The organism is Microbispora sp. NPDC046973, from assembly GCF_040644495.1.
Taxonomy (GTDB): Bacteria; Actinomycetota; Actinomycetes; order Streptosporangiales; family Streptosporangiaceae; genus Microbispora.
Genome location: NZ_JBEYWQ010000010.1, coordinates 168521 through 193079, shown reverse-complemented (window position 1 = coordinate 193079; position 24559 = coordinate 168521). Strand labels below are relative to the sequence as shown.

Genomic DNA, 24559 nt, shown 5'->3' with positions numbered 1-24559 from the left:
GCACGTGCCCGGGGCCTGAGTCGTCTCTGCCTGATCGTCAGACGGACGGCTGCGCCGGCGGCTCGATCGGAGTGCGGCCCCGGGCGAGCACCCACACCATCGCGGCCAGCCCCGCGACCTGCAGCGGCCAGCCGAGGGCGATCTTGGCCACGCCGAGGGCGGTCACGTGGTCCGCCCAGTACAGCGGCAGCTGGACCACCACCCGCAGCAGGCAGGGCAGCATGAGCAGCCACGTGAGCCGCGAGCACAGCCGGACCAGCGCGGAATCGTTGTGCCAGGCCGTCGGGTCGCCGGTCACCGAGCCGATCAGGAAGCCCACGATCGGCCAGCGGACCACGATCGACAGCAGCATGCCGGCGGCGTAGGCCGCGTTGTAGAGGATCCCCGGCAGGAACACGTCCTTGGCGTCGCCGGTGCGGGCCGCGAAGAACGCGCCGATCCCGATGCCGACGAGGCTGTTGAGCACGAACTGCGGCGTCGTGCGCTGCGCGAGCCGCACCAGCAGGAGCACCACCGCCGAGGCGATGCCGACGATCAGCGAGGTCTTCAGCTCGTTGGTGCCCATCCACGTGCCGGTGAAGGCGAGTGTGGGCACGGCCGCCTCGACGATCCCGCGCCTGCCGCCCAGCGCCTTGCTCATCTGGGCGCGAACCGCCGCCTCGACGGTGGCGTGCGCCGCGGGCGCCGTCATGTCCGCTGTGCTCATACGGTCTCCTGAGAGATCAAGGGCCACCGGCCGGGCGTAGCTCGTAGCGGGGGTTGAACATGACCTTGCGGCCGTCCTGGACGCTGACCAGCCCTTCGGCCCGCACCACCCGGCCCGGCTCGATGCCGGCGATCTTCCGCCGGCCGAGCCAGACCAGGTCGATCACGTCCGACCCGTCGTACAGCTCCGCCTCGAGGGCGGGCGCGCCGCCGCGCGGCCGGAGGGTCACGGTGCGCAGCGTGCCCGCCACGCACGTCCGCTGGCGCTCACCGCACCGCGCGATGGGAGTGGCCCCCTGCTGCTCCAGGTCCTCCTGGAGCTCGGCGGCCTCGAGCTCGGCCTGGCTGGTGGCCAGCCTTCGGAAGAAGCCCCGCAGTCCGCCGCGTCTGGCAGGCTCCGGCGTGCCCATCGGTCACTCACCCAGCTTCCTCGTTCGCGATCCCCTTCGGGGGGATTCGTCGTCCTGGCTCCAGCCTAAGCCGGTCGTTTCCCACCGCAGCATACGTGAGGCGCCCACGGGCCAGAAGGACGGTCAGGGCAGGGCTTGCCCCCCGATTCGGTCAATCGGCGCACCCCCGACGGACGTCAGCGGATCTCGCTGATCTCCGGACCGCGCTCGAAGGGCCGGAACTCCTCCCGGCGGGATCCCTCCTGCTCCTCCATGGCCTGCCGGGCCTCGGCGGGCAGGCGGAGCTGGATCGCCTCCCTGGGCGGCATCGGCTCGTCGCCGCGCACGACGACGATGCCGCGCACGACGTCCTCCAGGACCCGCGCCGCCTCCGGGTCGACCGCCGCCCTGCCGCTGATCACGGCGCGGAGGAACCAGCGCGGCCCGTCGACGCCGACGTAGCGCACCGGCTGCCGTCCCTGCGCCTGGCCCTGCGCGGGCACCTCGGCCGCAAGCTCCGGGCCGAACGGGCCGTTCCGGTCCTCAGCCGAGCCGCCGGCGGCCACCACCTCACGGGCGAGTTCGGCGCGCACCTCGTCCCAGATCCCGTTGCGCCTGGGCGCGGCGAAGGCGTTCACCTGCAGGGCGCTCTCCTCGACCAGGACGATCACACCGTCGACCTGGTCGCCCGCCATGCTGAGCTGGATCTCGAATCCGGGACCGACGGGCAGGCGCAGGCCTCCCAGGTCCACGCGCTCGGCCTCCGGGTAGTCGTCATCGGCGTCCCAGGGGCCCGTCGTCCGCGCCGGGGCGGGGCTCTCCTCCCGCACGACGGTCGATGCGGTCTCCTCCTCCGCGCGTCGCCGGCGTCGCAACACTTGTCTCACTCTCCTCGCTTCGTGGCCCGCTTCCCGGGCCCCGCGGTGTCAGCTCCCCGTCGAGCCGAATCCGTTCGTGCCCCGTACGGAGCCGGGCAACCGGTCGACCTCGTAGAACGTCGCCCGTTCCACCCGCTGGACGACGAGCTGGGCGATGCGGTCGCCGCGCCGGAGCCGCACCGGCTCCTTGGCGTCGGTGTTGATCATCGTCACCCTGATCTCGCCCCGATAGCCGGCGTCGATCGTGCCGGGCGCGTTGACCAGCGTGACACCGTGCCGGGCCGCCAGGCCCGAACGCGGATGGACGAAGGCGGCGTACCCGTCCGGCAACGCGATGGCGACGCCGGTCCGCACGACCGCCCGCTCGCCGGGCAGCAGCTCCACGTCCTCCGCCGCGTACAGGTCGGCCCCGGCGTCGCCCGGATGGGCGTACGACGGGAGCGGAAGGTCCGGGTCAAGCCGGTGGATCAGGATCTCGACGCTCATCGGGCGGCCTCGGCGCTTCGCTCGCTCATGCCACTCCCTCGCCTGGCGGCTCGGGGTCGCACTCGCGAATCGCGCTGTGTTCCCTGGTTCGCTCGCTACGCTCGCTCATGCCACCCCCTCGCCTGGCGGCTCGGGGTCGCACTCGCGAATCGCGCTGTGTTCCCTGGTTCGCTCGCTTCGCTCGCTCACGAGGCAAGACCCTACCCGTTGCGCTGGGGGGACACCGCCTCTCCGGCCCCGGAGGACGGGCGTGCCGTCTCCGGCTCCTGCGTGCCCTTCCCCCCCTGCTCGCCGGGCCCCAGGGAGACCGGCTGGGGCGCGGGCTCCGCGACGCCGGGCTCCGGATGCGGGGGCACGTCTTCGGCTCCGGCCTCCTCGGCGCCGGGGGGACCGCCTTCGGCCGGCGGCTCGATGGCGGGCCGGCCGCGGCGCAGCTCGGGCAGTGCGCGGTAGATGACCGCCGTGAGCGGCACGGCCACCACGGCGCCCGCGATGCCGCCGAGCACGCCGCCCACCGCGAGGACGAGGATGATCGCCAGAGGGTGGAACTCCAGGGCCCTGCCCACGATGAGCGGCTGGAGCACGTGGTTCTCCAACTGCTGCTCGACCACGAGGATGCCCACGAAGATCAACGCCAGGAACCAGCCCCGGGAGCCGAAGGTCACCAGCGTCGCGATGGTGCCCGCGAACAGGATGCCGACGATCGGGATGAAGCTGGCCAGGAAGACCAGCACCGCGAGCGGCGCCCACAGCGGCACCTGCATCCCCGCGAGCACCACTCCGATCACGAGCCCGTGGATGGCGGCCACCGCCACCGTGCCGTGCACGTAGTGCGAGATCGTCGCCCAGGCGGCGCGGCCCGCGCCGTCGACGCGCGTCCCGGCGCTGCCGAAGGCGCGCAGGAACCAGCTCCAGATCCGGTCGCCGTCCTTCAGCAGGAAGAAGGTCACGAAGAGGATCAGCACGATGGAGGTGAGCACCTCGACGACCGCGGTGGCGCCGCTCAGCAGCGTGCTGGTGATCTGACTGCGATATTGGGTCACCTGGCCGCTGAGCTGGTCCACGAAGTCGGCGATCTGCGCCTCCTTCAGGTGGAGGGGGCCGTGCAACAGCCAGTCCTGGACGTTGCGCACGGTCACCTGGATCTGCAGGACCAGCCGGGGGAACTCCTCGTTCGCCCGCACGCCGATCAAGAACCCGATGCCGACGATCAGCGCGAGGCCGAGCAGCATCGTGATCCACGTCGCGTAGATCGGCCGGAGCCCTGCCGAGCGCAGCCGCCGGGTCAGCGGGTGAAGCAGGGCCGCGAGCAGCAGCGCGACCACCACCGGCATGACGACGAAGCTGATCCTTTCGATGATCAGCCACAGGACGTAGATCATCCCGCCGAGCAGCAACAGCCGCCAGCTCCACGCGGCCATCGTGGCCAGCGTCGGCGGGACCCTCTCCGAGGTACTGCGGTTAGACGGGATCACGGATCCAGCCTGGCATGTCGGCGGGCGGGATGCGCAGTCGTTTTACCCGCGTGTGGTGGTCGTCTCACCACGCCCCGCCACCGGACCCCGCCTACAGCCCCCTGGCGGCCGAACCATGGCCGCGCCGGAATGCGGGAAACGCCCCGAAACGCCCGTGACGTCGCCGGCCACCGCCGTCACCACGCGGGTACGGCGGTGGCCGGCGGTGGCTCACGGGACGCGATTCAGCTCGGCGACCGCGTCGAGCGGGCCGTCACCGGGTTCGAGGACGAACTCCTCGACGTTGCCGGCCGCGCACAGGTCGTCCTGGGCCGGCCGCACGAGGTGCGCCTGGTTCCCCGACACGGTCAGCCGGGCGACCTCGGCGCGCATGGACAGCCGCGCCTCGGACTTCGCCCGCCGCACTCGGCGCAGCACCTCCGCCACGGCGTCCAGCACCGCGGGATCGCCCTGCCCCGCCTCGGGCAGCTCGTCCGGGGACGGCCATGGCACCCGGTGCACCGAGCCCTCCCGCCACCACGACCAGACCTCCTCGGTCACGAACGGCAGGAACGGCGCGAACAGCCGCAGCAGCACGCCGAGCGCCCTCCGCAGGGCCGCGACGGCCGAGGCGTCCCCGTCGTACGCGCGGGCCTTGACCAGCTCCACGTAGTCGTCGCAGAACGACCAGAAGAAGCGTTCGGTCCGTTCCAGTGCCCTGGTGTAGTCGTACGACTCGAACGCCTCGGTGGCCTCGGCGACGACCGCGCCCAGCGCGGCCAGCATGGACAGGTCGACCGGCTCGGTGACCTCGCCGCCGCCCTCGGACCGGAAGCCGAGCACGAACTTCGACGCGTTGAGGATCTTGATGGCCAGCCGGCGGCCGATCTTGATCTGCCCGGTGTCGAAGGCCGTGTCGGTGCCGGGACGTCCGTTCGCCGCCCAGTAGCGGACCGCGTCGGAGCCGTACTCCTCCAGCAGGCCCATGGGCGTGACCACGTTGCCCTTGGACTTCGACATCTTCTTGCGGTCGGGGTCGAGGATCCACCCGGAGATCGCCGCGTGCCGCCAGGGCAGCCCGCCGTGCTCCAGGTGCGACCGCACGATCGTGGAGAACAGCCAGGTGCGGATGATCTCGTGGGCCTGCGGCCGCAGGTCCATCGGGAACACGCGCCGGAACAGGTCGTCGTCGCGCTCCCACCCGGCGGCGATCTGCGGGCTCAGCGAGGAGGTCGCCCAGGTGTCCATGACGTCGGGGTCGGCGGTGAAGCCCAGCGGCTTGCCCCGCTGGTCCTCGGAGAAGCCGGGCGGGACGTCGCTGGACGGGTCCACCGGCAGCGCCGACTCCGGCGGGACGATCGGCGCCTCGTAGATCGGCTCGCCCTCGGCGTCGAGCGGATACCAGACCGGGATCGGCACGCCGAAGAACCGCTGGCGGGAGATCAGCCAGTCGCCGGCCAGGCCCTCCACCCAGTTGTCGTACCTGACCCGCATGTGCGGCGGGTGCCATTCCAGCTCCCGGCCGCGCTCCAGCAGCTCGGCGCGCAGCTTCGCGTCCCTGCCGCCGTTGCGGATGTACCACTGCCGGGTGGTGACGATCTCGAGGGGCCGGTCGCCCTTCTCGTAGAACTTCACCGGCCGCTGGATCTTGCGCGGCTCGCCGTCCAGATGGCCGGACTCGCGCAGCATCTCCACGATCCGCTCACGCGCGCTGTGCACGGTCTTGCCCGCCAGCTCGGCGTACGGCTCTGCCGGCACGCCCTGCGGCGGCTCGGCGAGCAGGCGGCCGTCCCAGCCGATCACCGGCCGGGTGGGCAGGTCGAGCTCGCGCCACCAGGTGACGTCGGTGACGTCGCCGAACGTGCAGATCATCGCGATGCCCGAGCCCTTGTCGGGCTCGGCGAGGTGGTGGGCCACGACCGGCACCTCGACCCCGAAGACCGGGGTGCGGACGGTGGTGCCGAACAACGGGCGGTAGCGCTCGTCGTCGGGGTGGGCGACCAGCGCCACACAGGCCGGGATCAGCTCGGGACGGGTCGTCTCGATCCAAACGGGGTCGCCCGCGGCCCGCTCGAACCCGATGCGGTGGAAGGCGCCGGGCCACTCCCGGTCCTCCAGCTCCGCCTGGGCCACGGCGGTGCGGAACGTCACGTCCCACAGGGTCGGGGCCTCGGCGACGTACGCCTCGCCGCGGGCGAGGTTGCGCAGGAACGCGCGCTGGGACGCCGCCCGGGCGTCGGCGTCGATGGTCGCGTAGGTCATCGACCAGTCCACCGACAGGCCGAGGCGGCGCCACAGCTCCTCGAACGCCTTCTCGTCCTCGGCGGTCAGCCGCTCGCACAGCTCGATGAAGTTGCGGCGCGAGATCGGCACCTGCCGCTTGGCGTCCGGCTTCTCGGGCGGCGTGAAGCCCGGGTCGTACGGCATGGAGGGGTCGCAGCGCACGCCGAAGTGGTTCTGCACGCGGCGCTCGGTGGGCAGGCCGTTATCGTCCCACCCCATCGGGTAGAAGACCTCGCGCCCCCGCATCCGCTGGTAGCGGGCGATCGTGTCCGTGTGCGTGTAGGAGAAGACGTGCCCTACGTGAAGGGACCCGGACACGGTGGGCGGCGGGGTGTCGATGGAGTAGACCTCGTCCCTGCCCCGGGATCGGTCGAACCGGTAGGTGCCCTCGGCCTCCCAGCGCGCTACCCATACCGCCTCCAAGCCGTCGAGTGTTGGTTTCTCGGGCATGGCTGCGGGGAGTCGCTGTTCGGTCATGCCACCACATGGTATGGCGTGGACCGTCACCCCGCGGGGAGACACTAAGGTCGTTATCGAGGAGGAATCATGGCGGACATGGCTCGGGAGGCCAAGCGCGAACTCGGCGCGACGGACAAGCCCGACATGCAGTGGCGGATCGTCGGCGGCCTGCTCGGCCTGGCGGTCGGCTTCTGCTCGCGCAAGGTGCTGTCGTTCGCGTGGGAGAAGGCGACCGGCAAGAAGCCGCCGGCGAGCGCCGACTCCCCCGACATCGGACTCGGCGAGGCGATCGCGTACGCCGTGGTCATGGGCCTGGGCATGGAGATCACGCGGATCGTCGTCACGCGGTCGGCGGCGAGGAAGTGGCGCTCCTGGAAGGACGCCGCCCGGGACCTCACTCCGTAGGGGCGGCCGGCTCCCCGGACTCCAGGGCCGTGAGGAAGTCGCTGGCCCACCTGTCCACGTCGTAGGTGGCGACCCTGCGCCTGAGCGATCGCATCCGGCGCGCCAGCTCGTGCGGGGTCGCCCGCATCGCCGCCAGCATCGTCCGCTTCATGCCGTCGATGTCGTACGGGTTGACCATGTAGGCCTGGCGCAGTTCGTCGGCCGCCCCGGCGAACTCGCTCAGCACGAGCGCCCCGCGCAGATCGTGGCGGCAGGCGACGTACTCCTTGGCGACGAGGTTCATGCCGTCGCGCAGCGGCGTGACGACCATGACGTCGGCCGCGCAGTAGAGCGCCGCCAGCTCCTCCTTGTTGTACGACTGGTGGAGGTAGGAGATCGGCATGCGGCCGAGCACGCCGTGCTCGCCGTTGATGCGGCCCACCCTCAGCTCGATGTCGTTGCGCAGCCGGATGTACTCGGCGACCCGCTCGCGGGTGGGCGTGGCGACCTGCACGAAGACCGCCTCGTCCGGCTTGATCGCGCCGTCCTCGAGCAGCTCGCCGAACGCCTTGAGCCGCTGGCCGATGCCCTTGGTGTAGTCGAGCCGGTCGACGCCGAGCAGAACGTGCTCGGGATCGCCCAGCTCGGCGCGGATCTCCTTGGCCCGCTGCTGGACGCGCGGCTCGCGGACGAGCTGGTCCAGCTCGCCGAAGTCGACCGAGATCGGGAACGACTCGGCCCGGACCGTCCGGTCCTCGAGCTGGATCTCGTTGCGGAGGTATTGCACGCCGAGCAGGCGGCGGCACAGGCGCAGGAAGTTGGCGGCGCCGCCCGGCCGCTGGAAGCCCACGAGATCGGCCCCGAGCAGCCCTTCGAGGATCTCGTTGCGCCAGGGCAGCTGGTAGAACAGCTCGCCGGGCGGGAACGGGATGTGCAGGAAGAATCCGATCTTCAGGTCGGGCCGCAGCTTGCGCAGCATCGCGGGCACGAGCTGGAGCTGGTAGTCCTGCACCCACACGACCGCGCCGGGCGCGGCGGCGTCCGCCGCGGCGCGGGCGAACCTGTCGTTGACGGCCCGGTAGGCGTCCCAGAGCACGCGCGAGTAGACGGGGGTGGCGACCACGTCGTGGTAGAGCGGCCACAGGGTGGCGTTGGAGAAGCCTTCGTAGTACAGCTCGACCTCGAGCTGGGACAGCGGGATGGGGATCAGGTGCATCCCGTCGTGGTCGAAGGGCTTCAGCTCCTCTCCCGCCGCCCCGGTCCAGCCGAGCCAGGCCCCGTCACGGCGTTGCATGACGGGCGCGATGGCGGTCACGAGCCCGCCCGGGCTGCGCCGCCACTCGTTCTCGCCCACGCGATCGACCGGCAGCCGGTTCGCGACGATCAGAAATGAGCTGGTGCCACGCATGCATCTCCTCCAGGTGGTCGCCTGTGACCACCATACGGAAAGTCACCAGTGACCCCCATACCCGTAAGAACGTGCACAATCCACACCTATGACTGTGAGAATGATCTCACGCAGCTCATACGGGGTCGGCAAGAGGTTTAGACCACTCGGTGACACTTCTCTATCTGGAAGATCAGGACGGCCGGAGAGTGCCGATTGGGACGGGCGCCAGGACCGCCGCGCGGTCATCAGGGGGACGGAGACCGGACGGAGAGGGGCCCGAACCGGGGAACGGGGACCGGCGCGGGAGGGGAGATCAGCCGGTGGGCGGGGTGATCGGCCAATGGGCGGGGTTCAGCCGGGCGGCAGGGCGCGCTGGCGGCGCAGATCCGCGCGCACGGCGGCGGCGAGTTTCCTGGTGGCGGCCCGGTTCAGCGCGCCTCCGGCCACGGCGCCGGTGAGGAAGGGGCCGAGCGTGGTGAGGTGGCGGCCGAGCGTGCGCATCAGGCGGTTGCGCAGTGCGGTCTTGGCGGCGGTCCCGAGTGCGATCGTGGCCGAGCCGGGGGCGAGGGGGTTGACGCCCCGCTGCTTCGACCAGGCGAGCGCGAACGCGGCCGCCCTCTGGGTGCCGTTGCCGGGGACCTTCACGCCGTACACCTCGTGCAGTTCGGCGAGGAGCTTCACTTCGATGGCCGCGACGACCAGCGTCTCGGCCACGATCTGGGCGGGCGCGGACAGCAGGAGCGGCGGGGCGGCGAATTCGGCCGCGGCGAGCGCTCCGCCGACCGCGCCGACCGCCGTCGTCGCCTTCGCGGCGGTGCGGACGAGGTCGTCGGCGAGCTGCTCGCCGGTGAGCCCGTAGTGGTGTTCCCGCAGCGTCTCGTAGTCCCTTACCGGTAACCGCGGGGCGATGTTCATGAAGACGTCGGCCAGCCACCGGCCCCGGCCGACTCCCCGTTCGCGCGCCTTCCTGGCGGATCTTGCCAAGGCCCCGCTGAGGCGGCCGAGCAGCCGACGCCGCTCGGCCCCGTCCGTCTCCTCAGGGGCGACGAGTTTGCCGACCAGGTCGGCCACCTCGTTGTTTGATTCATCCGCTGCTGAAGTCACGGACCCTCCCAAGGGTCTCCTAGGCGGCGCACTCGCGGCAGACCTGCTGGCCGTTCTTCTCCGAGGCCAGCTGGCTGCGGTGGTGCACCAGGAAGCACCGCGAGCAGGTGAATTCATCGGCCTGCCGAGGAATCACCCGCAGCGAGAGCTCCTCGTTCGACAGATCCGCCCCCGGCAGCTCCAGCGACTCGGCCAGATCGGTCTCGTCGATGTCGATGCTGCCCGACGACTTGTCGCTCCTGCGCGCCTGGAGTTCCTGGAGGCTGTCCTCGTTGAGGTCGTCGTCGGTCTTACGCGGGCTGTCGTAGTCGGTAGCCATCTGCTACTCCATCCCCCTCATCTATCTGCCTGCGCCTGTGTCGCGCGTGGATAACGCTCGGAAGGCCGGTGTTGTGCCCGCGGGGGCCGCTAAATTGTGCAATCGGTACCCGCTTGAACGAACACTGAACCTTCCGACACGCGAGGGGCATCCCACCGGGGACCGCGGTTAGCCAAATATGGCGAAAACCACAGTATCGGCGGTATCCCCACCCGTGTTCGACGGCACATCCAACCACATGTGCGGCGTGCACGCTCCATCAGCGCGCCGACTGCGGCGTCCCCGGAGAAGCCCCGGCTCCGGACAGACGCACCGTCACCACGAGACCACCCCCGTCGCGGGGGACAGCGGCGACCGTTCCGCCGTGCGCGCGGACGATTGCGCGCACGATGGACAGGCCGAGACCCGCGCCCTTGGCGGACTGAACCCGGTCGGCATTCAGGCGCCGGAACGGCTCGAACAGGCTCTCCACCTCGTACGCGGGAACGTGCGGTCCCGTGTTCGCGACCTGAACAACCGCACCCCCGTCGACAATTCCCGTGCGGACCCATACTTTTCCGGACTCGCCAAGATTGTGTTTGATGCCGTTCTCGACGAGGTTGGAGACACAGCGTTCTATGAGAACGGGGTCGCCCGTCGTGGCCGCCGGATGGAGATCGTGCTCGACCGTGACGCCCTCTTCCCCGGCGAAGGGGGCAAGCTGCTCCACCGCCGTCCTGGCGACCTCCTGGACGTCCACGGGCTTTCGCACCGACAGCTCGCGCTCGCTGCGGGCGAGCAGCAGCAGGCCCTCGATCAGCCGCTCGTTGCGGGCGGTGGTGCCGAGGAGCGTGCGCCCGAGCACCTTGAGGTCGTCCGACGCCTCGGGGTCGGACAGGGCCACCTCCAGCACCGTACGGTTGATCGCCAGCGGCGTCCGCAGCTCGTGGGAGGCGTTGTCCACGAACCTCCGCTGCGCGTCGAAAGCGGTGTTGAGCCGGGTGAGCATCGCGTCGAAGGTGTCGGCCAGCTCCTTCAGCTCGTCGTCGGGGCCCTGGAGGTCGATGCGCTCGTGGGCGAGCGAGGTCTCCGACAGCTTCCGCGCGGTCGCCGTCATCTTGATGACGGGCCGCAGCGCACGGTCCGCCACGACGTATCCCAGCATCAGCGCCAGGATCCCCACGCCCGCCAGCGCCAGCAGCGCCCGCTTCAGCAGCTCGGCCCGCGCCACCGCGGTGACCTCCGCCTGCGACTGGGCGAACTGGTGGTTGGCCTCGTCGATCCACTCCTGCGGCACGCTTCCGCGCGGGAATATGATCTGCGGCACACTCTGCCAGCCGATGTCGATCGCCTGGCCGATCAGCACGTACATGACCATCACCAGCAGCGCGCCGGCGACGAAGACCAGCGCGGCGTACGTGAGGGTCAGGCGCCAGCGGATGCTGATGCGGTTCTGGAGGGACTTGATCTCGTTGAGCAGGGTGCCCCGCTGCACGGGATGGGCGACCAGGGGCGGCGGGCCGTCCCAGGCGGGCGGGCCGCTGGGCGGCGGCGGCACCTGGCTGCGGTAGGGACCGGTGCCCATCGGGTTCGACATCCGCCGCTTGGGCCCCGCCGCGGGCTGGCCGCCGGCCGGAGCCGCCGTGCCCGGCGAGGTCGCGGCGGCGTCCGGATCGCCGGGCGGCGGAAAGATCCGGGGCGTCCCCTTCTCGGAGGCGTCACGCGGTTCGCTCACAGGGCCCCCTCCCCCGGGACGTGGCGGTGGCGCGGGTCGTCACAGCCGGTACCCGACACCGGGCACGGTCTCGATGACCGGCGGATCGCCCAGTTTCTTGCGCAGCGTCATCATGGTCACCCTGACCACGTTGGTGAACGGGTCGATGTTCTCGTCCCACGCCTTGTCGAGCAGGTCCTCCTGGCTGACGACGGCGCCCTCGGCCCGCATCAGCTCCTCCAGCACCGCGAACTCCTTCTTGGTGAGGTGGACCTCGACCCCGTCCCTCGTCACCTGGCGCCTGCCGGGGTCGAGGCGGATGCCGGCGCGGTCGAGCACGGGCGGCAGCGGCGGCGCGGACCTGCGGCCGAGCGCGCGCACCCGGGCCACGAGCTCCATGAACACGAACGGCTTGGCCAGATAGTCGTCGGCGCCCAGCTCCAGCCCCTCGACTTTGTCGTCCACGTCGCCCGCGGCCGTGAGCATGATGATCCGCGAGGCCGACCGCTGGGCGACCAGTCGACGGGCCACCTCGTCGCCGTGCACCTTGGGCAGGTCGCGGTCGAGCACGATCACGTCGTAGTCGATGTAGCCGGTCTTCTCCAGGGCGGCGGCGCCGTCGTAGGCGACGTCCACGGCCATCGCCTCCCGGCGGAGGCCGGTGGCGATCGCGTCCGCGAGCACCCGCTCGTCCTCCACCACAAGCACGCGCATCAAGTCCTCCTAGCTGGTACGACGCCCCTCATTGTGGCCATGTTCGACGTAAGCCGCCGGTAAGCGGTTCCGGGCACTCTACGTGACGTAGAGCACAGAAATTCACAGGTTTGCGGTCGGTCCGGACATGGGTAAGGCAGGTGACACCCTCCATTGTCGTGTGCCGGGGAAGGGCGCGCCTCTCCGCAGGATCCGTGCCGGAGCCCCCCGTGACACGTTTCGCCCCCTGAGAAAGAAGGTGAGATGGGCGAGTTCACGACCACGATCGAAACCAGGCTCGACCAGGCCTACAAGGGTCTTGAAGAGGCCACCACGAGCGGGGACGACTTCCTCGCCGACACCCTCACCGCCGAGATCGAGGACCTGCACCGCCTCGCTGAGGATCACGGCATTTCCATCCAGCGCTGACCGGAACCGACACTGACGAGGGGGCCCGCCGTACGGTGGGCCCCCTCGCCTGTGTGTGTGGTCCGCGCGACGAACCGTCCACCGGCGTCACGCGAAGTCGTCGCGATCCACGTCGGCCTCGGACATGGCCTTCTTGAGCTTGGCGGCCATCTCGGTGTCCTCCGGCTCCCGGCGGGTGTCCTCCGGCCGGGCGGGCGCGGCCTGCCCGAGCAGGGCTTCGTCGTTCTGGCCGGTCTTGGGCGCGCTCTCCTCCGGCATCGCCATGTCGCCGCTCCTTCCGTGTCGCTTCGGCCTCCTCGCGCCGCGTACCCCCGAGCCGAGCGGGCATGCGGCCGGGCCGCGGCGAATTCGCGCAGGTGAGTGCGGCCGCCGGCCTCCGCGGGAGACGGCGGGTTCGCCGTCGAGGGAGCGGGTAGAGCCGTCGTTTGCCGCAGCGTCACGCGAGCACGAGAGGTGGATCGCCATGGAACAGGGCGGCATCGAACGCGACCGGCCCGGCCAGGAGCACGAGCCGGGCTCCGCCGGAGGGCATGAGCAGGCAGGAGGTGGACAGCCGCAGCGACCTCGCGCGGTGGATCAGCGGGACACACGTCTTCCCCGCCGACCGGACCGCCCTGCTGGCCCGCGCCGAGTCCGAGTCGGCGCCGGACGGGGTGCTGTCCGCCCTGCGTGCGCTGCCGGACCGGATCTTCGCCAACGTCGAGGACGTCGCGCGGGAGTTCGGCGTCGGCGGCAGGCGGCAACGCGACTAGCAGCGGAACCAGCGCGGCTGATCGTCGAACGGTCGCCCGCCGGGCCGGCGGGCCGCCCCTCTGCCGCCTGTTCCGTACGCCGGACGAGGAGGGACGGCCCGGGCGGGCGCGTCAGTCGCGCTCGGGGTCGAGGGGGACGAGCAGGTCGTGCAGTTCCTCGAAGAGCCCCGGGGCCGCGCACAGCGCCATGTCGGGGGTGACCGGCCTGCCGTTCAGGCCGCCGAGGCGGGCTCCGGCCTCCACGGCGATCAGGCCGGCCGCCGCGTGGTCCCAGTAGTTGGTGCCGCGCTCGTAGTAGGCGTCGACCCGGCCCGCGGCGACCGAGCAGAGGTCGACGGCGCACGAGCCGCCGCGCCGGATGTCCCTGACCTGGTGCACCACCTGCTCCAGCACCTCGGCCTGCACCCGGCGCCGCCCGGCCTCGTACCCGAACCCGGTCGCGACGAGGGCCTTGGCCAGCGGGACGCCGGTGTTGCAGCGCAGCCGCTCGCCCCTCAGCCAGGCGCCGCCGCCCTTCGACGCGGTGAACAACTCACCGCGCGGCACGTTGTGCACCGCTCCGGCGACGATCTCGCCGTCCACCTCCACGCCGATGCTGACCGCCCAGTCCGGCAGGCCGTACAGGAAGTTGACGGTGCCGTCGATGGGGTCGACGACCCACCGGACGCCGCCCTCGCCGGGGGTGTCGCCGCCCTCCTCGCCGAGGACCGCGTCGTGCGGCCTGGCCTCGGCGATCCTGCCGCGGATCAGTTCCTCCGCGGCCCGGTCGAGCGCGGTGACGACGTCGGTGGGGCTCGACTTGGTGGCGAGCACCTCGGGCCGCGCGGGCCGCTTGGCGAGGAGCATCTGGCCGGCCTCCTCCGCTATGCCGGTCGCCAGCTCCAGCAGCTCCTCCACCCTCGCGCGGTCATGCCGGTACTCCCGCTCGTCCATCCTGGCCTGCCCCCTCCTCGTACGTGCTCACACCGGAGCGGCCGGCGCCCGGCTCGGGCGTCGGCCGCACGGATGACATCCTCCCAAACCAGGATGTACCGCCATTCAACGGTCAGCTCAGGGACGGCGGACGGGTCCACTCCTCGCCCAGGACGTGCTGGGACAGGAAGGCCAGTACGGTCTCGTACCAGGCGACCGCGTTGCCGGGCTTGAGCACCCAGTGGTTCTCGTCGGGGAAGTAGAGGAACTTCGACTCCACCCCCGAGCGCTGGAGGTCCCACCACAGCCGCAGACCCTCGCCGATCGGCACGCGGTAGTCCTTGTCGCCGTGGATCACCAGCATCGGCGTCCTGATCTCGCCGAGCCACCGGTGGGGCGACAGCCGGGCGTAGCGGGCGGACCCGAGGGCGCCGAACTCGCGCTGCCAGAAGTTGGCGCCGTCGGTGGTGCCGGCGAACTGGTCCAGGTTCCACAGCGACGCGTGCGTCACGATGGCCCGGAACCTGTCGGTGTGCCCGGCGACCCAGTTCGCCATGTAGCCGCCGAACGAGCCGCCCATCGCCGCCGTCCGCTGCTCGTCGATCTCCGGCCGCTTGAGGCACTCGTCCGTGATCGCCATGAGGTCGGCGTGGGTCACCGGCCCCCAGTCGCCCCAGCCTCGCTGGATCATGTCCTGGCCGTACCCCGTGGACATGCAGGGGTCGGGCAGCAGCACGGCGTAGCCGTGCCTGGCCATGATCCAGGGGTTCCAGCGCCAGCTCCAGTCGTTCCAGCTCGACACCGGGCCGCCGTGGATCCACAGCAGGAACGGCGCCGGGTCCTCCGCGGTCGCGTCCGCGGGGACGACCAGCCAGCCCCGGATCTCGGTCCCGTCCTCGGCCGTCGCGGTCACCTCGGTCAGCGTGCCGGGCAGGTCGAGCGGCGGCGTGGGCGAGGGCAGCGTGGTGACCGACCCGTCGGCGGCGACGCGCACCGGTCGCGGCGGCGAGTCGATCGCGCCGCGCAGGGCGTAGACCGAGCCGTCGGGGGCCGGGCACAGCTCGGCGTACGCACCGTCGTCCGCGGTCAGCCTGGTGACCGCGCCGTCGAGCGTGACGCGGAAGACCGGCCGGCGACCCCGGTGGTCGGCGGCGAAGAACAGCTCCTGTGAGGAGGGCGCCCACGCGACCGAGGCGGGGAAGATCTCCTCGGCGACCGCGCGCCCTTCACCGGTCGACAGGTCGATCACCCACAGGTCGAGCGCGATCGGCGTCTCCTCGGTGCCGTGGTGCTCCCGCACGCAGGCGACGTGCCGCCCGTCGGGCGACACCGTGACCGGCCCGCCGAAGTCGTGCCCGTCGGACGTCGCGAGCGTGCGCCGGGAGCCGTCCGCGACGTCGATCGCGACCAGGTCCCAGCGGACGTCGCCGTTCGGGAGCGGAACCCGCCAGGTCGCGACCACGGTCTCCCCGTCGGGGGTGACGTCGAACGACAGGTGCTCGTCCAGCGCGCCGCCGGGCTCGGGCGTGAGGTCCCGCACGTCCTCCAGGCCCTCGCGTGCGGCGCGGCCGGCGAAGAACCGGGTCTGCGCCGGGCCGAGGTCGTGGTCCCAGTAGCGCACCGGGTAGCCCTCGTGCAGGATCGCGCTGACCCCGGCCTCGTCGCGGGCCTTGCGGCGCTCCTCCTCGGTGGCGGCGTCGCCGGGCAGCACCCCGGAGCTGTAGACGACCGTGCCGCCCGCCGCCCGTACGCCGCCGATCCCGCCGGGCCGGGTGGCGACGCGCGCCGGCTCGCCGCGCTCGGGCAGCAGCCACAGGGCGGCCGTGTCGCCGCCGCTCTCCTTGACCGTCTCGTCGGGCCTGCGGGAGACGAAGAACAGGGTCCCGTCGGGGGCGAACTCGGCCCCCGCCTCCCCCTTCGCCGACCGGGTCAACCGGCGGGGCTCGCCTCCGGGGTCCTGGGGGATCTCCCACAGCGCGGTGCCGTACGACTTGCCGTCGGGGTTGAGCGACTGGACCACGGACACGAGCCGGGTCCCGTCGGGCGACAGCCGCAGGGCGTTCATGCGCGGCAGGGCCGTGTATTCGCGGATGTCCGGAAATTGGCTCACCGCTCGAACCTACTCGGTGCGCACGCGCCGCCCAAGCCGTCAGGCGCGGGCGGAACCGTCGTACCGCCCGCGTAAGGTGTGGCGCATGGGGAGCACCAACGGATACGACGCCCTGCTCGTCGTCTCCTTCGGCGGGCCGGAGAAGCCCGAGGACGTCATGCCGTTCCTGGAGAACGTCGTGCGCGGCCGGGGCGTGCCGCGCGAGCGGCTGCTGGAGGTCGAGGCGCACTACCAGGGGTTCGGCGGGGTCAGCCCGATCAACCAGCAGTGCCGCGACCTGATCGCCGCGCTCGACGTGGACCTGCCGGTCTACTGGGGCAACCGCAACTGGCACCCGTTCCTGGAGGACACGGTCGGGCGGATGAAGGAGGACGGCGTCCGCAAGGCGGCGGCCTTCGTCACCGCGGCCTACAGCTCCTACTCCAGCTGCCGGCAGTACCTCGACGACATCGCCCGTGCCCGCGCCGCCGTCCCCGGCGCCCCCGAGATCGTCAAGCTCCGCCACTACTACGACCATCCCGGGTTCATCGCGGCGATGGCCGACCACACCCGCGAGGCCCTCGACCGGCTGCCCGCCGGCGCCCGCGAGCAGGCCCGCCTCGTGTTCACCGCGCACAGCATCCCCGTCTCCATGGCCCGCACGGCAGGGCCCACCGGGGGCGCGTACGAGGCCCAGCTCAGGCGGGCCGCCGAACTGGTGACCGCCCAAATCGGTCAGGCGCGGCCGGGCGAGGGCCGGGCCTGGGACCTCGTCTGGCAGAGCCGCAGCGGCCCGCCGCAGGTGCCCTGGCTGGAGCCCGACGTCTGCGACCACCTGGAGGCGCTGCACGCCGAGGGCGTGCGGTCGGCCGTCCTGGTGCCCATCGGGTTCGTCTCCGACCACATGGAGGTCGTGTACGACCTCGACGTGGAGGCCGCGGCCACGGCCGAGAAACTCGGCATGGCCCTCACCAGGGCCTCGACCGCGGGCACCCACCCGCGGTTCGTGTCGATGGTGGCCGAACTGCTCGCCGAGCCCGAGCCCGCGCCGTGCGCGGCGACCTGCTGCCCCGCGCCCGTACGGCCCGCCGGACGGCCGGGCCGGTAGCGCCGCCGTAGCCGGACGGCAGGACCCTCCGCCGCAGGTCCCCCGCCGTCAGGAGGCGTATGTGCGGGCGTACGCCTCGGCGAGGGACAGGACCTTGTTCACGTAGTCCCAGGAGTGGTTGTAGAACCACACGGCCTTCCTGAGCTTGTCGCCGCCTGCGCCGGCCCCGTTGGCGCACAGGTATTTGGCGGCCGACGGCACCGCGTCGTAGGGACTCCAGATGTCCGCCTCGCCGTCGCCGTCGCCGTCCACACCGTACGCCTTCCAGGTGGCGGGCATGAACTGCATCGGCCCGAGCGCCCCCGCGGACGAGGGGCCGTTGTTGCGGCCGTGGCTGCTCTCGACCTGGCCGATGGCGGCGAGGACGGTCCACGAGAGGCCGGGGCAGACGGTGGCGGACCGCTGGTAGAGGTCCAGGTAGCTCGTGGGCCGTCCCACCAGGGCCTGCCCCGGCGTGGCCGTGGCCCGGGGCCGGACGGCGGCCTCGCCGACCCTCACGACCTGCGCGCCCTTGCCGAGCAGGCGCGCGACCGCCTTGTCGCTCACCTTGCCCGGATCGCCGTGGACCAGCACCACGACACCGCCGGGGAAGCCGAGCCTGCGGCCCAGGTCCTGGCTGACCAGGCCGTCCACGCCGGGCAGTCCGAGCGAGGCCGAGGCCGCGACGCGCACCCTGGGGCCGCGGTCGATCTGGTACTCCGCGCCGAGCAGCATGCCGAGACGTTTGATCGTGGCCGCGTCGGCGACCATCTCGCCCCGCGCGAGCGCGCTCCACACCTCCGGATGGTCGGCCACGTTCTTCGGCGTCCAGGAGCGGAACTTGGCCGGGTCGACCGCGAGCAGCCGCAGGGCCGTGCCGGAGACTCGCACCGCGCCGCCGTCGGCGACCGCCACCTTCTGCACGTGCCGCAGTCTGGCGATCTTCAACAGCGTGCTCTGCGGCACCTGCTTCGGGGAGATCGCCAGCAGGTGCGGCAGCGTGACCTGCACGCCGGGTCCGCCGACGACGGGCGCGCTCGACGGCAGCGTGCGGTCGGGCACGAGGCTTCTCGCCGTCGACCGCGCGGCCGGAAGGGGGTTGTCCGCCCGCGTCCGGTCCGTCTCCGCCGGGCCGCCGCCGGCCGCCAGCGCGCCGTCACCGGGCCAGGTGACCAGGAAGGCGGTGCCCGCGGCGATGACGCTCAGGATCACGGCCGCGAGGCCGGTCACGATCGGGCGCAGCCGCGAGGAGGCGGAATGAGTGGACGACCTCACTTCAGCCCCTCCACCCCCGACGCGGAAAAATCACTTGCCTCATGATATGCGGGTAGGCGATGGTCAAACCGGAGACAAACGCCGTCCGCGTGTCCCGGGACTCGCCCCGGGGCCGCCGCCGCTGTCGAACGGCCGGCCCGGACGCACATGCACCCAGAGTGCCGAACTCAGTGCCGAAGGGAAACGCACCATGGTCGGGCCGTATCGCGGGCTGTTCGGCACGCCCGGAGTCAAGGGCTTCGTCATCGCGGGGTTCGTCGGGCGGGCGCCCATGTCGATGCTCGGCATCGGCGTCATCCTGCTGATCACCGCCATCACCGGCTCGTACGCGAAGGCCGGAGCCGTGGCGGCGACCCTCTCGATCGCGGTCGCCGTGGCCGGGCCCCTCACCGGGCGGCTGGTGGACCGGTTCGGTCAGGCGCGGGTGCTGGTCCCGCTGGTGCTGCTGCACGGCTGCTCGCTCACCGCCCTGATGCTGTGCGCGCACGCCGGGGCGCCCGAGTGGACGCTGTACGCCGCCGGCGCGGCGTCCGGGGCCACCGGGATCTCTCTCGGCTCGATGGTCAGGGCCCGCTGGTCGCACGTGCTCGCCGACCCCGCCAAGCTGCACACCGCGTTCTCGTTCGAGTCCGTGGCCGACGAGGTGATCTTCGTCGGCGGCCCCGCCTTCGTGACCGCCCTCACGATCGCGATCAACCCCTACGCGGGCCTGATCGCCGCGATCGTGCTGACCGTGTCGGGCACACTCGCGTTCGCCTCGCTCCGCGGCACCGAGCCGCCCGCCGTACGGCACCGGGGGGCGGCCGGGTCCCCGATCGCGATCCCGGGCGTGGCGCTGCTGTCGGCGGTCTTCCTGGCCATGGGCGCGGTGTTCGGCTCTGTCGACATCATCACGGTGGCCTTCGCCGAGGAGCACGGCAGCAAGGGCGCGGCCGGTCTGCTGCTCGCGTCGATCGCGTGCGGCAGCGCGGTCTCCGGCCTGTGGTACGGCTCGCGGCACTGGAAGATCAGCCTGCGCGCCCGGTTCGTCCGCGGGCTGTCGCTGTTCGCGGCCGGGCTCACGCCGGTGCTGCTCATGCGCGACGTGCGGGTCATGGCGCTGGCGCTGTTCGTCGCCGGCCTGTCCATCTCGCCCACCCTCATCACCGGGTTCTCGCTGGTGGAGCGTCTGGTCCCGGCGACCCAGCTCAACGAGGGCATGGCGTGGATCACCACCTCGATCAACCTCGGCGTGGCCGTGGGCTCCTGGGCGGGCGGACGGCTGACCGACGTGTTCGGGGCGTCCAACGCGTACGGCTTCTCCTACGCCTGCGCGCTGCTCGCGGCCGTCGTGGGCCTCACCGGCTCCGCGCTGGTCCGGGTGCGTCACCAGCACACGAACTGAGACAGAGGCCGGCCCCGTAGGCAGCGGGGCGATTCATGAGTAGGGTTCATGTTCACCCCGGGGCAGGCGCCGGGGCGAGGAGGAGCATGGACGCCTTCGTCAACTGGGCGCGCAACCAGTCGGTCACCCCCGCGGAGGTCCGCGCGCCCGCGTCGGCGGCCGAGGTCGCCGACGCCGTACGGGACGCCGCGAAGACGGGCCGGCGGGTGCGCATGACCGGCACGGGGCACTCGTTCACCGGGGTCGCGCTCACCGACGGCATCCTGTTGCGGCCCGGCGCGCTGACCGGCGTCCTCGACGCGGGCGACGGGTGGGTCAAGGTCGCCGCGGGCACCCCTCTCCACGCGCTCAACGAGGAACTCCACCGGCGCGGCCTGGCGCTGGCCAACATGGGCGACATCACGGCCCAGACGGCCGCAGGGGCGATCCAGACCGGCACCCACGGCACCGGCAGGCACGTCGGTGGCCTCGCCGACCAGGTCGTCGAACTGGAGATGGTGCTCGCCGACGGCTCCGTGACGACCGTGCGCGAGGGCGACCTGTTCGACGCGGCCCGGGTGGGCCTCGGCGCGCTCGGCATCCTGACCGCCGTCACGTTCCGGGTCGAACCCGCGTTCCTGCTGCGCAACCGCCGCGAGCCGATGGCGTTCAGCCGGATCCTCGGCACGCTCGACGACCTGACGGAAGCCGACGACCACCTCGACTTCTTCTGGCTCCCCCACACCGACACCTGCCTGGTCAAGCGCAACAACCGCCACCCCGGCCCCGCGCGGCCGCCCGCCGCCTTCAAGCGCTGGCTCGACAACGTCTTCCTGGAGAACACGCTGTTCGGCGCGGCCTGCGCCCTCGGCGCCCGCCTCCCCGGCGCGGTGCCGGCGATCAACGGGATCTCCGCGCGCATGCTCGGGTCGTCGGAGTGCGTGGACACCTCCTACAAGGTCTTCACGTCCGTGCGCGAGGTCCGCTTCCTCGAGATGGAGTACGCCGTCCCGCGCCACCACCTCGCCCAGGCCCTGCGCGAGACGCGGGACCTCGTGGAGCGGTCGGGCTGGCCGATCACCTTCCCGGTCGAGGTGCGGGTCACGCCGCCCTCGGACGCCTGGCTGTCCACCGCGTACGGCAGGCCCTCGGCGTACGTCGCCTGCCACGTCTACCGCCAGGCGCCCAACCCCGCGTACTTCGAGGGCGTGGAGGAGATCATGGTCAGGCTGGGGGGCCGGCCCCACTGGGGCAAGCTGCACACCCGCGACGCGGACTACCTGCGCGGCGTGTATCCGAGGTTCGGCGACTTCCTCGCGTTGCGCCGCGAGATGGACCCGGACGGGCTGTTCTCCAATGATTACCTCGACCGGGTGCTCGGCGCGTCGCGGGAAGGCTGACCCCATCGCCGCGTAAAGTCCCTCTCCACGGTCCGGCGTCTTCCGCGTGTCGCGTTGCCCGCGCCGGCCCTCGGGCAGGCACATTGCGGAGCACGGGCACACCAGAGCCCGGCGCGCCACTCGAACCCGAGGGAGCAAGAGGAATGAGACCCTCCCGCAGGTCCGGCCGCACGGCGTACGGCACGGTCACGCCGCCGTGCGCCGCGCCCGTGCCGTACGGACGGGCGGTGGGCGCGCACCACCTGAGGAGACACGACCCTCGCTCTCGCCTTCTGGGCCGGATCGGCGGTGCGTCCGCCCCCTGTGGGCTGCCGCTCCCCTACGACCGACAGGTTGCGGAAAGGTGAACGCGAAAAATGTGACCGGGGTCACAACATCTGCCTCGCCCCCTGGCGAGGCGATGTTCGGACATGCCGGGTACGGTGCTGGAAGGCAACCGGCTCACGCGAGAGACTCAAGGGTCCGGGGGAAGACAGAGCACGACGACGAAGGGACTCGCATGCAGGAGCTCCGTCTCGTCGCGGTAAGTGAGGACGGAACGTACCTCGTCCTGGCGACGGCCGGGCGGGGCACGCGCTTCACGCTGCCCGTCGACGACCGGCTCCGCGCTGCGGTTCGCGGCAACTTCTCCCGTCTCGGCCAGTACGAGATCGAAGTGGAGAGCCCGTTGCGTCCCAAGGAGATCCAGGCGCGCATCCGTGCCGGCGAGACGGCGGAGGAGATCGCGGCCACCGCCGGCATTCCGGTGGAGAGAGTCCGCTGGTTCGAGGGACCGGTTCTCCAGGAGCGCGAGTACATGGCCCAGCAGGCCCAGCGGGTCTCGGTCCGGATGCCGGGCGAGACGACCCCCGGGCCCACGCTCGGCGAGCTGGTCGCCGAGCGGCTGACCCGCCGCGGCGTGCCCGCCGACGAGATCGACTGGGACTCCGCCAAGCGCGACGACAACCTCTGGCGGGTGCGGCTCGGCTTCGTCTGGAACGGTCACACCCGCCACGCCGAGTGGCTCTTCGACCCGCGCCGCCGCCACATCACCCCGAACGACGACGAGGCCATGCGCCTGTCGGCCGCCGAGTACGTCGAGCCTGAGCGGGACGACGCCACCGTGCGCCCCTTCGTGCCCCGCCTCGCGTCCAAGCTCGCCCCGGTGCCGCCGCTGCCCGAGAACACCTCTCCCCGGCGCGACGAGCCCGGTCTCAGCGTGCCTGCCGTACGCTCCGAGCCCGCCGCGCTCCCCGAGCCCGTGCCGCCGCCGCGGCTGAGCCCGCCGCTGCGCGCGGAGACCGGCCGGCCGGAGCGGCCCGAGCCGTACGCGGACGAGCCGGCGGCGTACCGGCCGGAGCTGACCCCGGTGCCCTTCCGGCTGCCGCAGTCGCTCCTCGCCACTCCCGACGCCGCGCTCCCGCCACCCGCCGCCGAGATCAGGGTGGAGGACCCGGCCCGGACCGAACGGGCGGCGGAGGCCGCTCCTCCGCGCACGGCCGCCGACGCCACCCCTGCCGCCGCCGGCCTTCCGGCCGCTCCGGGCTCGGACGCCGCCGCAGACGGCGCGGTCCGCGGGGACGGTCAGGACGCCGTGGGACGGCAGGCCGCGTCCCAGCCTTCCGCGCATGACGCCGCACCCGCGCCCGCGGCGGACGCCGCCGTGTCGGTGCCCGCCGCCGGCGGACACAGCGCCGTTGCCGGGGACCGTGCTGTCGGCGAGACCAGCGCCGCCGGACCGGCGTCCCGCCCGCAGGAGCCCGCCGTCCAGAACGCGGCACCCGAGGCCCCCGCCAGCGTGACGCCATCCGGTGAAGCGGCGGCCCCGCGCCGGCCCGAGGCGCAGGAGGCCACGCGCCCGGCGCCGCCCGCGGACCGGGTGGCCGCCGAGGACACCACGACGACCCCGAGCACCACGACCCCGGCCACCACGACCCCGACCACCGCGGCGACCCCGGATTCCACTGCTGACGCCGCTCCGGACTCCGGGGGGACGGACGTCGTGGCCGCCGTGGCGCCTCCCCAGGACGCCGCCGAGGGCGGCGCCTCCGCTAGCGCGAGCGGGGAGGCCGCCGTGGAGACCACCGCAGCCGCGGAGGCCGCGCCACCGGCCGATCCGGCGCCCGCCGCGCCCGCGTCGCTGCAAGTCTCCGGCGCGGCCACCGGCACGGCGGCGGACACGGACACGACTGCGAGCACGACCGCGAGCACGGTCGAGGGCGGCGCGACGGACGAGGCGTCGCCGGCGGCCGCTGTTCCCGCCGCCGTCCCCGCACCGGCTCCGCCGGCGGAGTCCGCAGAGGAACCCGCTGCGGGCCCCGCCGCCGACACCACAACGGTGAGCGTGCCCGCGCCGAGCGCACCCACGGCGGGCGCCGCGGCACCCGCCGCCTCCGCGCCCGCTTCGCAGCCCGCAGCAGCGTCGGCCACACCGGCGGCTCCCGCCGCTCCGGCGGCAGCGGCCACCACGCCAGAGGCCCCGGCCGCGCAGGCCACGCCGGAGGCCGCGACGCAGGGGACCCCGGCCACGCCCGAGGCCCCCGCGGCACAGGCCACGCCGCCTGCGCAGCCTGCGGCCGCACCCGCGCCGCAGGCACCCGCGGCCCAGCCGCCCGCGGCCCAGGCTCCCGCCCCGGCGCCCCGTACCGGGGACGCAGGCAAGACGCAGCGCCCGGGCGACGGGTCCAAGGACGGGGCGAAGGAGGCGCAGAAGGAGGCTCCGAAGGACGCCAAGCCCGAGACGCCCGCCCCGCCTGTGCCGAAGCCGGCTCCCCCGCGGCCCCGCAAGTCGCGCGGACGCCGGGCGTCGGTGCCGACGTGGGACGAGATCATGTTCGGCGCGCGCAAGCAGGACTGACCGCACAGGACGCGGCGTCCTTCCGGCACCCAGGCGGTGCCGTCCACGGAGCAGGCGTCGTCACGAACCGGCGGGAGAAGGCCGGTCGGCGAGTTCCCGAACTCGCCGGCCGGCCTGACGACGTGCGGCCGGGAGATCGGAATAGCTAACGTCTTAACAACATTCACAGGCTGGTGTAT

At 72.5% G+C, this 24559-nt stretch carries 22 protein-coding genes; 7 read left to right on the top strand and 15 right to left on the bottom strand.

Translation table 11 applies throughout. The features are described 5' to 3' along the window. Positions 1-37: 37 nt before the first annotated feature. The 6 genes from ABZ860_RS20620 to valS all read right to left on the bottom strand — a co-directional run bounded on the left by ABZ860_RS20620 (position 38) and on the right by valS (position 6672). Positions 38-706 (bottom strand): DUF3159 domain-containing protein, encoded by a 669-nt coding sequence (locus tag ABZ860_RS20620; protein ID WP_357222355.1) that lies wholly within the window; start codon positions 704-706, stop codon positions 38-40. Between the two features lie 16 nt (positions 707-722). Further along, complete coding sequence (locus tag ABZ860_RS20615; protein ID WP_182901398.1) at positions 723-1115, bottom strand: OB-fold nucleic acid binding domain-containing protein; 393 nt, start codon at positions 1113-1115, stop codon at positions 723-725. 176 nt (positions 1116-1291) lie between these two features. Then, positions 1292-1972: a DUF3710 domain-containing protein gene (locus tag ABZ860_RS20610; RefSeq protein ID WP_357222352.1), complete on the bottom strand. Its 681-nt coding sequence runs from the start codon at positions 1970-1972 to the stop codon at positions 1292-1294. A 48-nt stretch (positions 1973-2020) separates the two neighbouring features. Beyond that, positions 2021-2458 (bottom strand): dUTP diphosphatase, encoded by a 438-nt coding sequence (gene dut, locus ABZ860_RS20605; protein ID WP_357222350.1) that lies wholly within the window; start codon positions 2456-2458, stop codon positions 2021-2023. A gap of 200 nt (positions 2459-2658) precedes the next feature. Beyond that, positions 2659-3879, bottom strand: a complete 1221-nt coding sequence (locus ABZ860_RS20600) for an AI-2E family transporter (protein ID WP_357222348.1) — start codon at positions 3877-3879, stop codon at positions 2659-2661. 264 nt (positions 3880-4143) lie between these two features. Then, a complete protein-coding gene (gene valS, locus ABZ860_RS20595; protein ID WP_357222346.1) occupies positions 4144-6672 on the bottom strand; it encodes a valine--tRNA ligase in 2529 nt (842 codons plus the stop codon). Between the two features lie 69 nt (positions 6673-6741). On the opposite strand from valS, the gene ABZ860_RS20590 reads away from it, so the two are divergent. Continuing rightward, complete coding sequence (locus ABZ860_RS20590; RefSeq protein WP_357222344.1) at positions 6742-7059, top strand: DUF4235 domain-containing protein; 318 nt, start codon at positions 6742-6744, stop codon at positions 7057-7059. On the opposite strand, the gene ABZ860_RS20585 is transcribed toward ABZ860_RS20590, so the two are convergent. The 5 genes from ABZ860_RS20585 to ABZ860_RS20565 all read right to left on the bottom strand — a co-directional run bounded on the left by ABZ860_RS20585 (position 7049) and on the right by ABZ860_RS20565 (position 12258). Next, entirely contained in the window at positions 7049-8446 is a 1398-nt protein-coding gene (locus ABZ860_RS20585) for a trehalose-6-phosphate synthase (protein ID WP_357222342.1), read from the bottom strand. The genes ABZ860_RS20590 and ABZ860_RS20585 overlap by 11 nt on opposite strands. A gap of 333 nt (positions 8447-8779) precedes the next feature. Then, the gene (locus ABZ860_RS20580) at positions 8780-9532 is read right to left on the bottom strand and encodes a hypothetical protein (RefSeq protein WP_357222340.1); all 753 of its coding nucleotides are present in this window, start codon (positions 9530-9532) and stop codon (positions 8780-8782) included. A gap of 19 nt (positions 9533-9551) precedes the next feature. Further along, positions 9552-9851, bottom strand: coding sequence for a DUF4193 domain-containing protein (locus tag ABZ860_RS20575; RefSeq protein WP_030505490.1), 300 nt, complete (start codon positions 9849-9851; stop codon positions 9552-9554). A 259-nt stretch (positions 9852-10110) separates the two neighbouring features. Then, on the bottom strand, positions 10111-11565 hold the full coding sequence (locus ABZ860_RS20570) for a HAMP domain-containing sensor histidine kinase (RefSeq protein ID WP_357222338.1): 1455 nt from the start codon (positions 11563-11565) through the stop codon (positions 10111-10113). A 39-nt stretch (positions 11566-11604) separates the two neighbouring features. Beyond that, entirely contained in the window at positions 11605-12258 is a 654-nt protein-coding gene (locus ABZ860_RS20565; RefSeq protein ID WP_357222336.1) for a response regulator transcription factor, read from the bottom strand. 243 nt (positions 12259-12501) lie between these two features. Between ABZ860_RS20565 and ABZ860_RS20560 the strand changes: the two genes are divergently transcribed. Next, on the top strand, positions 12502-12666 hold the full coding sequence (locus tag ABZ860_RS20560) for a hypothetical protein (RefSeq protein ID WP_179155445.1): 165 nt from the start codon (positions 12502-12504) through the stop codon (positions 12664-12666). Positions 12667-12753: 87 nt separating this feature from the next. Here ABZ860_RS20560 and ABZ860_RS20555 read toward each other — a convergent pair whose 3' ends face one another. After that, on the bottom strand, positions 12754-12930 hold the full coding sequence (locus ABZ860_RS20555; RefSeq protein ID WP_357222334.1) for a hypothetical protein: 177 nt from the start codon (positions 12928-12930) through the stop codon (positions 12754-12756). A 266-nt stretch (positions 12931-13196) separates the two neighbouring features. On the opposite strand from ABZ860_RS20555, the gene ABZ860_RS20550 reads away from it, so the two are divergent. Further along, positions 13197-13418, top strand: a complete 222-nt coding sequence (locus ABZ860_RS20550) for a DUF2795 domain-containing protein (RefSeq protein ID WP_357222332.1) — start codon at positions 13197-13199, stop codon at positions 13416-13418. 111 nt (positions 13419-13529) lie between these two features. Here the strand turns inward: ABZ860_RS20550 and ABZ860_RS20545 are convergent, their stop codons facing one another. Continuing rightward, a complete protein-coding gene (locus tag ABZ860_RS20545) occupies positions 13530-14351 on the bottom strand; it encodes an inositol monophosphatase family protein (RefSeq protein WP_357222330.1) in 822 nt (273 codons plus the stop codon). 112 nt (positions 14352-14463) lie between these two features. Next, on the bottom strand, positions 14464-16395 hold the full coding sequence (locus ABZ860_RS20540; protein ID WP_357222466.1) for a prolyl oligopeptidase family serine peptidase: 1932 nt from the start codon (positions 16393-16395) through the stop codon (positions 14464-14466). Between the two features lie 130 nt (positions 16396-16525). Here ABZ860_RS20540 and ABZ860_RS20535 point away from each other — a divergent pair, with 130 nt between their 5' ends. Continuing rightward, positions 16526-17527 carry a ferrochelatase gene (locus ABZ860_RS20535; protein WP_357222328.1) on the top strand — a complete coding sequence of 334 codons (1002 nt, stop codon included), beginning with the start codon at positions 16526-16528 and terminating at the stop codon, positions 17525-17527. A gap of 48 nt (positions 17528-17575) precedes the next feature. Here ABZ860_RS20535 and ABZ860_RS20530 read toward each other — a convergent pair whose 3' ends face one another. After that, positions 17576-18781 (bottom strand): lytic transglycosylase domain-containing protein, encoded by a 1206-nt coding sequence (locus ABZ860_RS20530; protein ID WP_357222327.1) that lies wholly within the window; start codon positions 18779-18781, stop codon positions 17576-17578. 190 nt (positions 18782-18971) lie between these two features. Between ABZ860_RS20530 and ABZ860_RS20525 the strand changes: the two genes are divergently transcribed. The 3 genes from ABZ860_RS20525 (at position 18972) to sepH (ending at position 24380) form a co-directional block, all read left to right on the top strand. Further along, positions 18972-20165, top strand: coding sequence for an MFS transporter (locus ABZ860_RS20525; protein WP_357222325.1), 1194 nt, complete (start codon positions 18972-18974; stop codon positions 20163-20165). Between the two features lie 86 nt (positions 20166-20251). Then, the gene (locus ABZ860_RS20520; protein ID WP_357222323.1) at positions 20252-21544 is read left to right on the top strand and encodes a D-arabinono-1,4-lactone oxidase; all 1293 of its coding nucleotides are present in this window, start codon (positions 20252-20254) and stop codon (positions 21542-21544) included. Positions 21545-22043: 499 nt separating this feature from the next. Next, a complete protein-coding gene (gene sepH / locus ABZ860_RS20515) occupies positions 22044-24380 on the top strand; it encodes a septation protein SepH (protein ID WP_357222321.1) in 2337 nt (778 codons plus the stop codon). The last annotated feature ends 179 nt before the right edge of the window (positions 24381-24559 follow it).

Bases quoted from the DNA above. Each gene is read 5' to 3' on its own strand.
- dut (WP_357222350.1), bottom strand. From the start codon at position 2,458: ATGAGCGTCGAGATCCTGATCCACCGGCTTGACCCGGACCTTCCGCTC.
- ABZ860_RS20550 (WP_357222332.1), top strand. From the start codon at position 13,197: ATGAGCAGGCAGGAGGTGGACAGCCGCAGCGACCTCGCGCGGTGGATC.
- ABZ860_RS20620 (WP_357222355.1), bottom strand. From the start codon at position 706: ATGAGCACAGCGGACATGACGGCGCCCGCGGCGCACGCCACCGTCGAG.
- ABZ860_RS20575 (WP_030505490.1), bottom strand. From the start codon at position 9,851: ATGGCTACCGACTACGACAGCCCGCGTAAGACCGACGACGACCTCAAC.
- ABZ860_RS20560 (WP_179155445.1), top strand. From the start codon at position 12,502: ATGGGCGAGTTCACGACCACGATCGAAACCAGGCTCGACCAGGCCTAC.
- ABZ860_RS20600 (WP_357222348.1), bottom strand. From the start codon at position 3,879: ATGGCCGCGTGGAGCTGGCGGCTGTTGCTGCTCGGCGGGATGATCTAC.
- valS (WP_357222346.1), bottom strand. From the start codon at position 6,672: ATGACCGAACAGCGACTCCCCGCAGCCATGCCCGAGAAACCAACACTC.
- ABZ860_RS20520 (WP_357222323.1), top strand. From the start codon at position 20,252: ATGGACGCCTTCGTCAACTGGGCGCGCAACCAGTCGGTCACCCCCGCG.
- ABZ860_RS20615 (WP_182901398.1), bottom strand. From the start codon at position 1,115: ATGGGCACGCCGGAGCCTGCCAGACGCGGCGGACTGCGGGGCTTCTTC.
- ABZ860_RS20535 (WP_357222328.1), top strand. From the start codon at position 16,526: ATGGGGAGCACCAACGGATACGACGCCCTGCTCGTCGTCTCCTTCGGC.
- ABZ860_RS20585 (WP_357222342.1), bottom strand. From the start codon at position 8,446: ATGCGTGGCACCAGCTCATTTCTGATCGTCGCGAACCGGCTGCCGGTC.
- ABZ860_RS20565 (WP_357222336.1), bottom strand. From the start codon at position 12,258: ATGCGCGTGCTTGTGGTGGAGGACGAGCGGGTGCTCGCGGACGCGATC.
- ABZ860_RS20540 (WP_357222466.1), bottom strand. From the start codon at position 16,395: ATGAACGCCCTGCGGCTGTCGCCCGACGGGACCCGGCTCGTGTCCGTG.
- ABZ860_RS20590 (WP_357222344.1), top strand. From the start codon at position 6,742: ATGGCGGACATGGCTCGGGAGGCCAAGCGCGAACTCGGCGCGACGGAC.
- sepH (WP_357222321.1), top strand. From the start codon at position 22,044: ATGCAGGAGCTCCGTCTCGTCGCGGTAAGTGAGGACGGAACGTACCTC.
- ABZ860_RS20555 (WP_357222334.1), bottom strand. From the start codon at position 12,930: ATGGCGATGCCGGAGGAGAGCGCGCCCAAGACCGGCCAGAACGACGAA.
- ABZ860_RS20525 (WP_357222325.1), top strand. From the start codon at position 18,972: ATGGTCGGGCCGTATCGCGGGCTGTTCGGCACGCCCGGAGTCAAGGGC.
- ABZ860_RS20545 (WP_357222330.1), bottom strand. From the start codon at position 14,351: ATGGACGAGCGGGAGTACCGGCATGACCGCGCGAGGGTGGAGGAGCTG.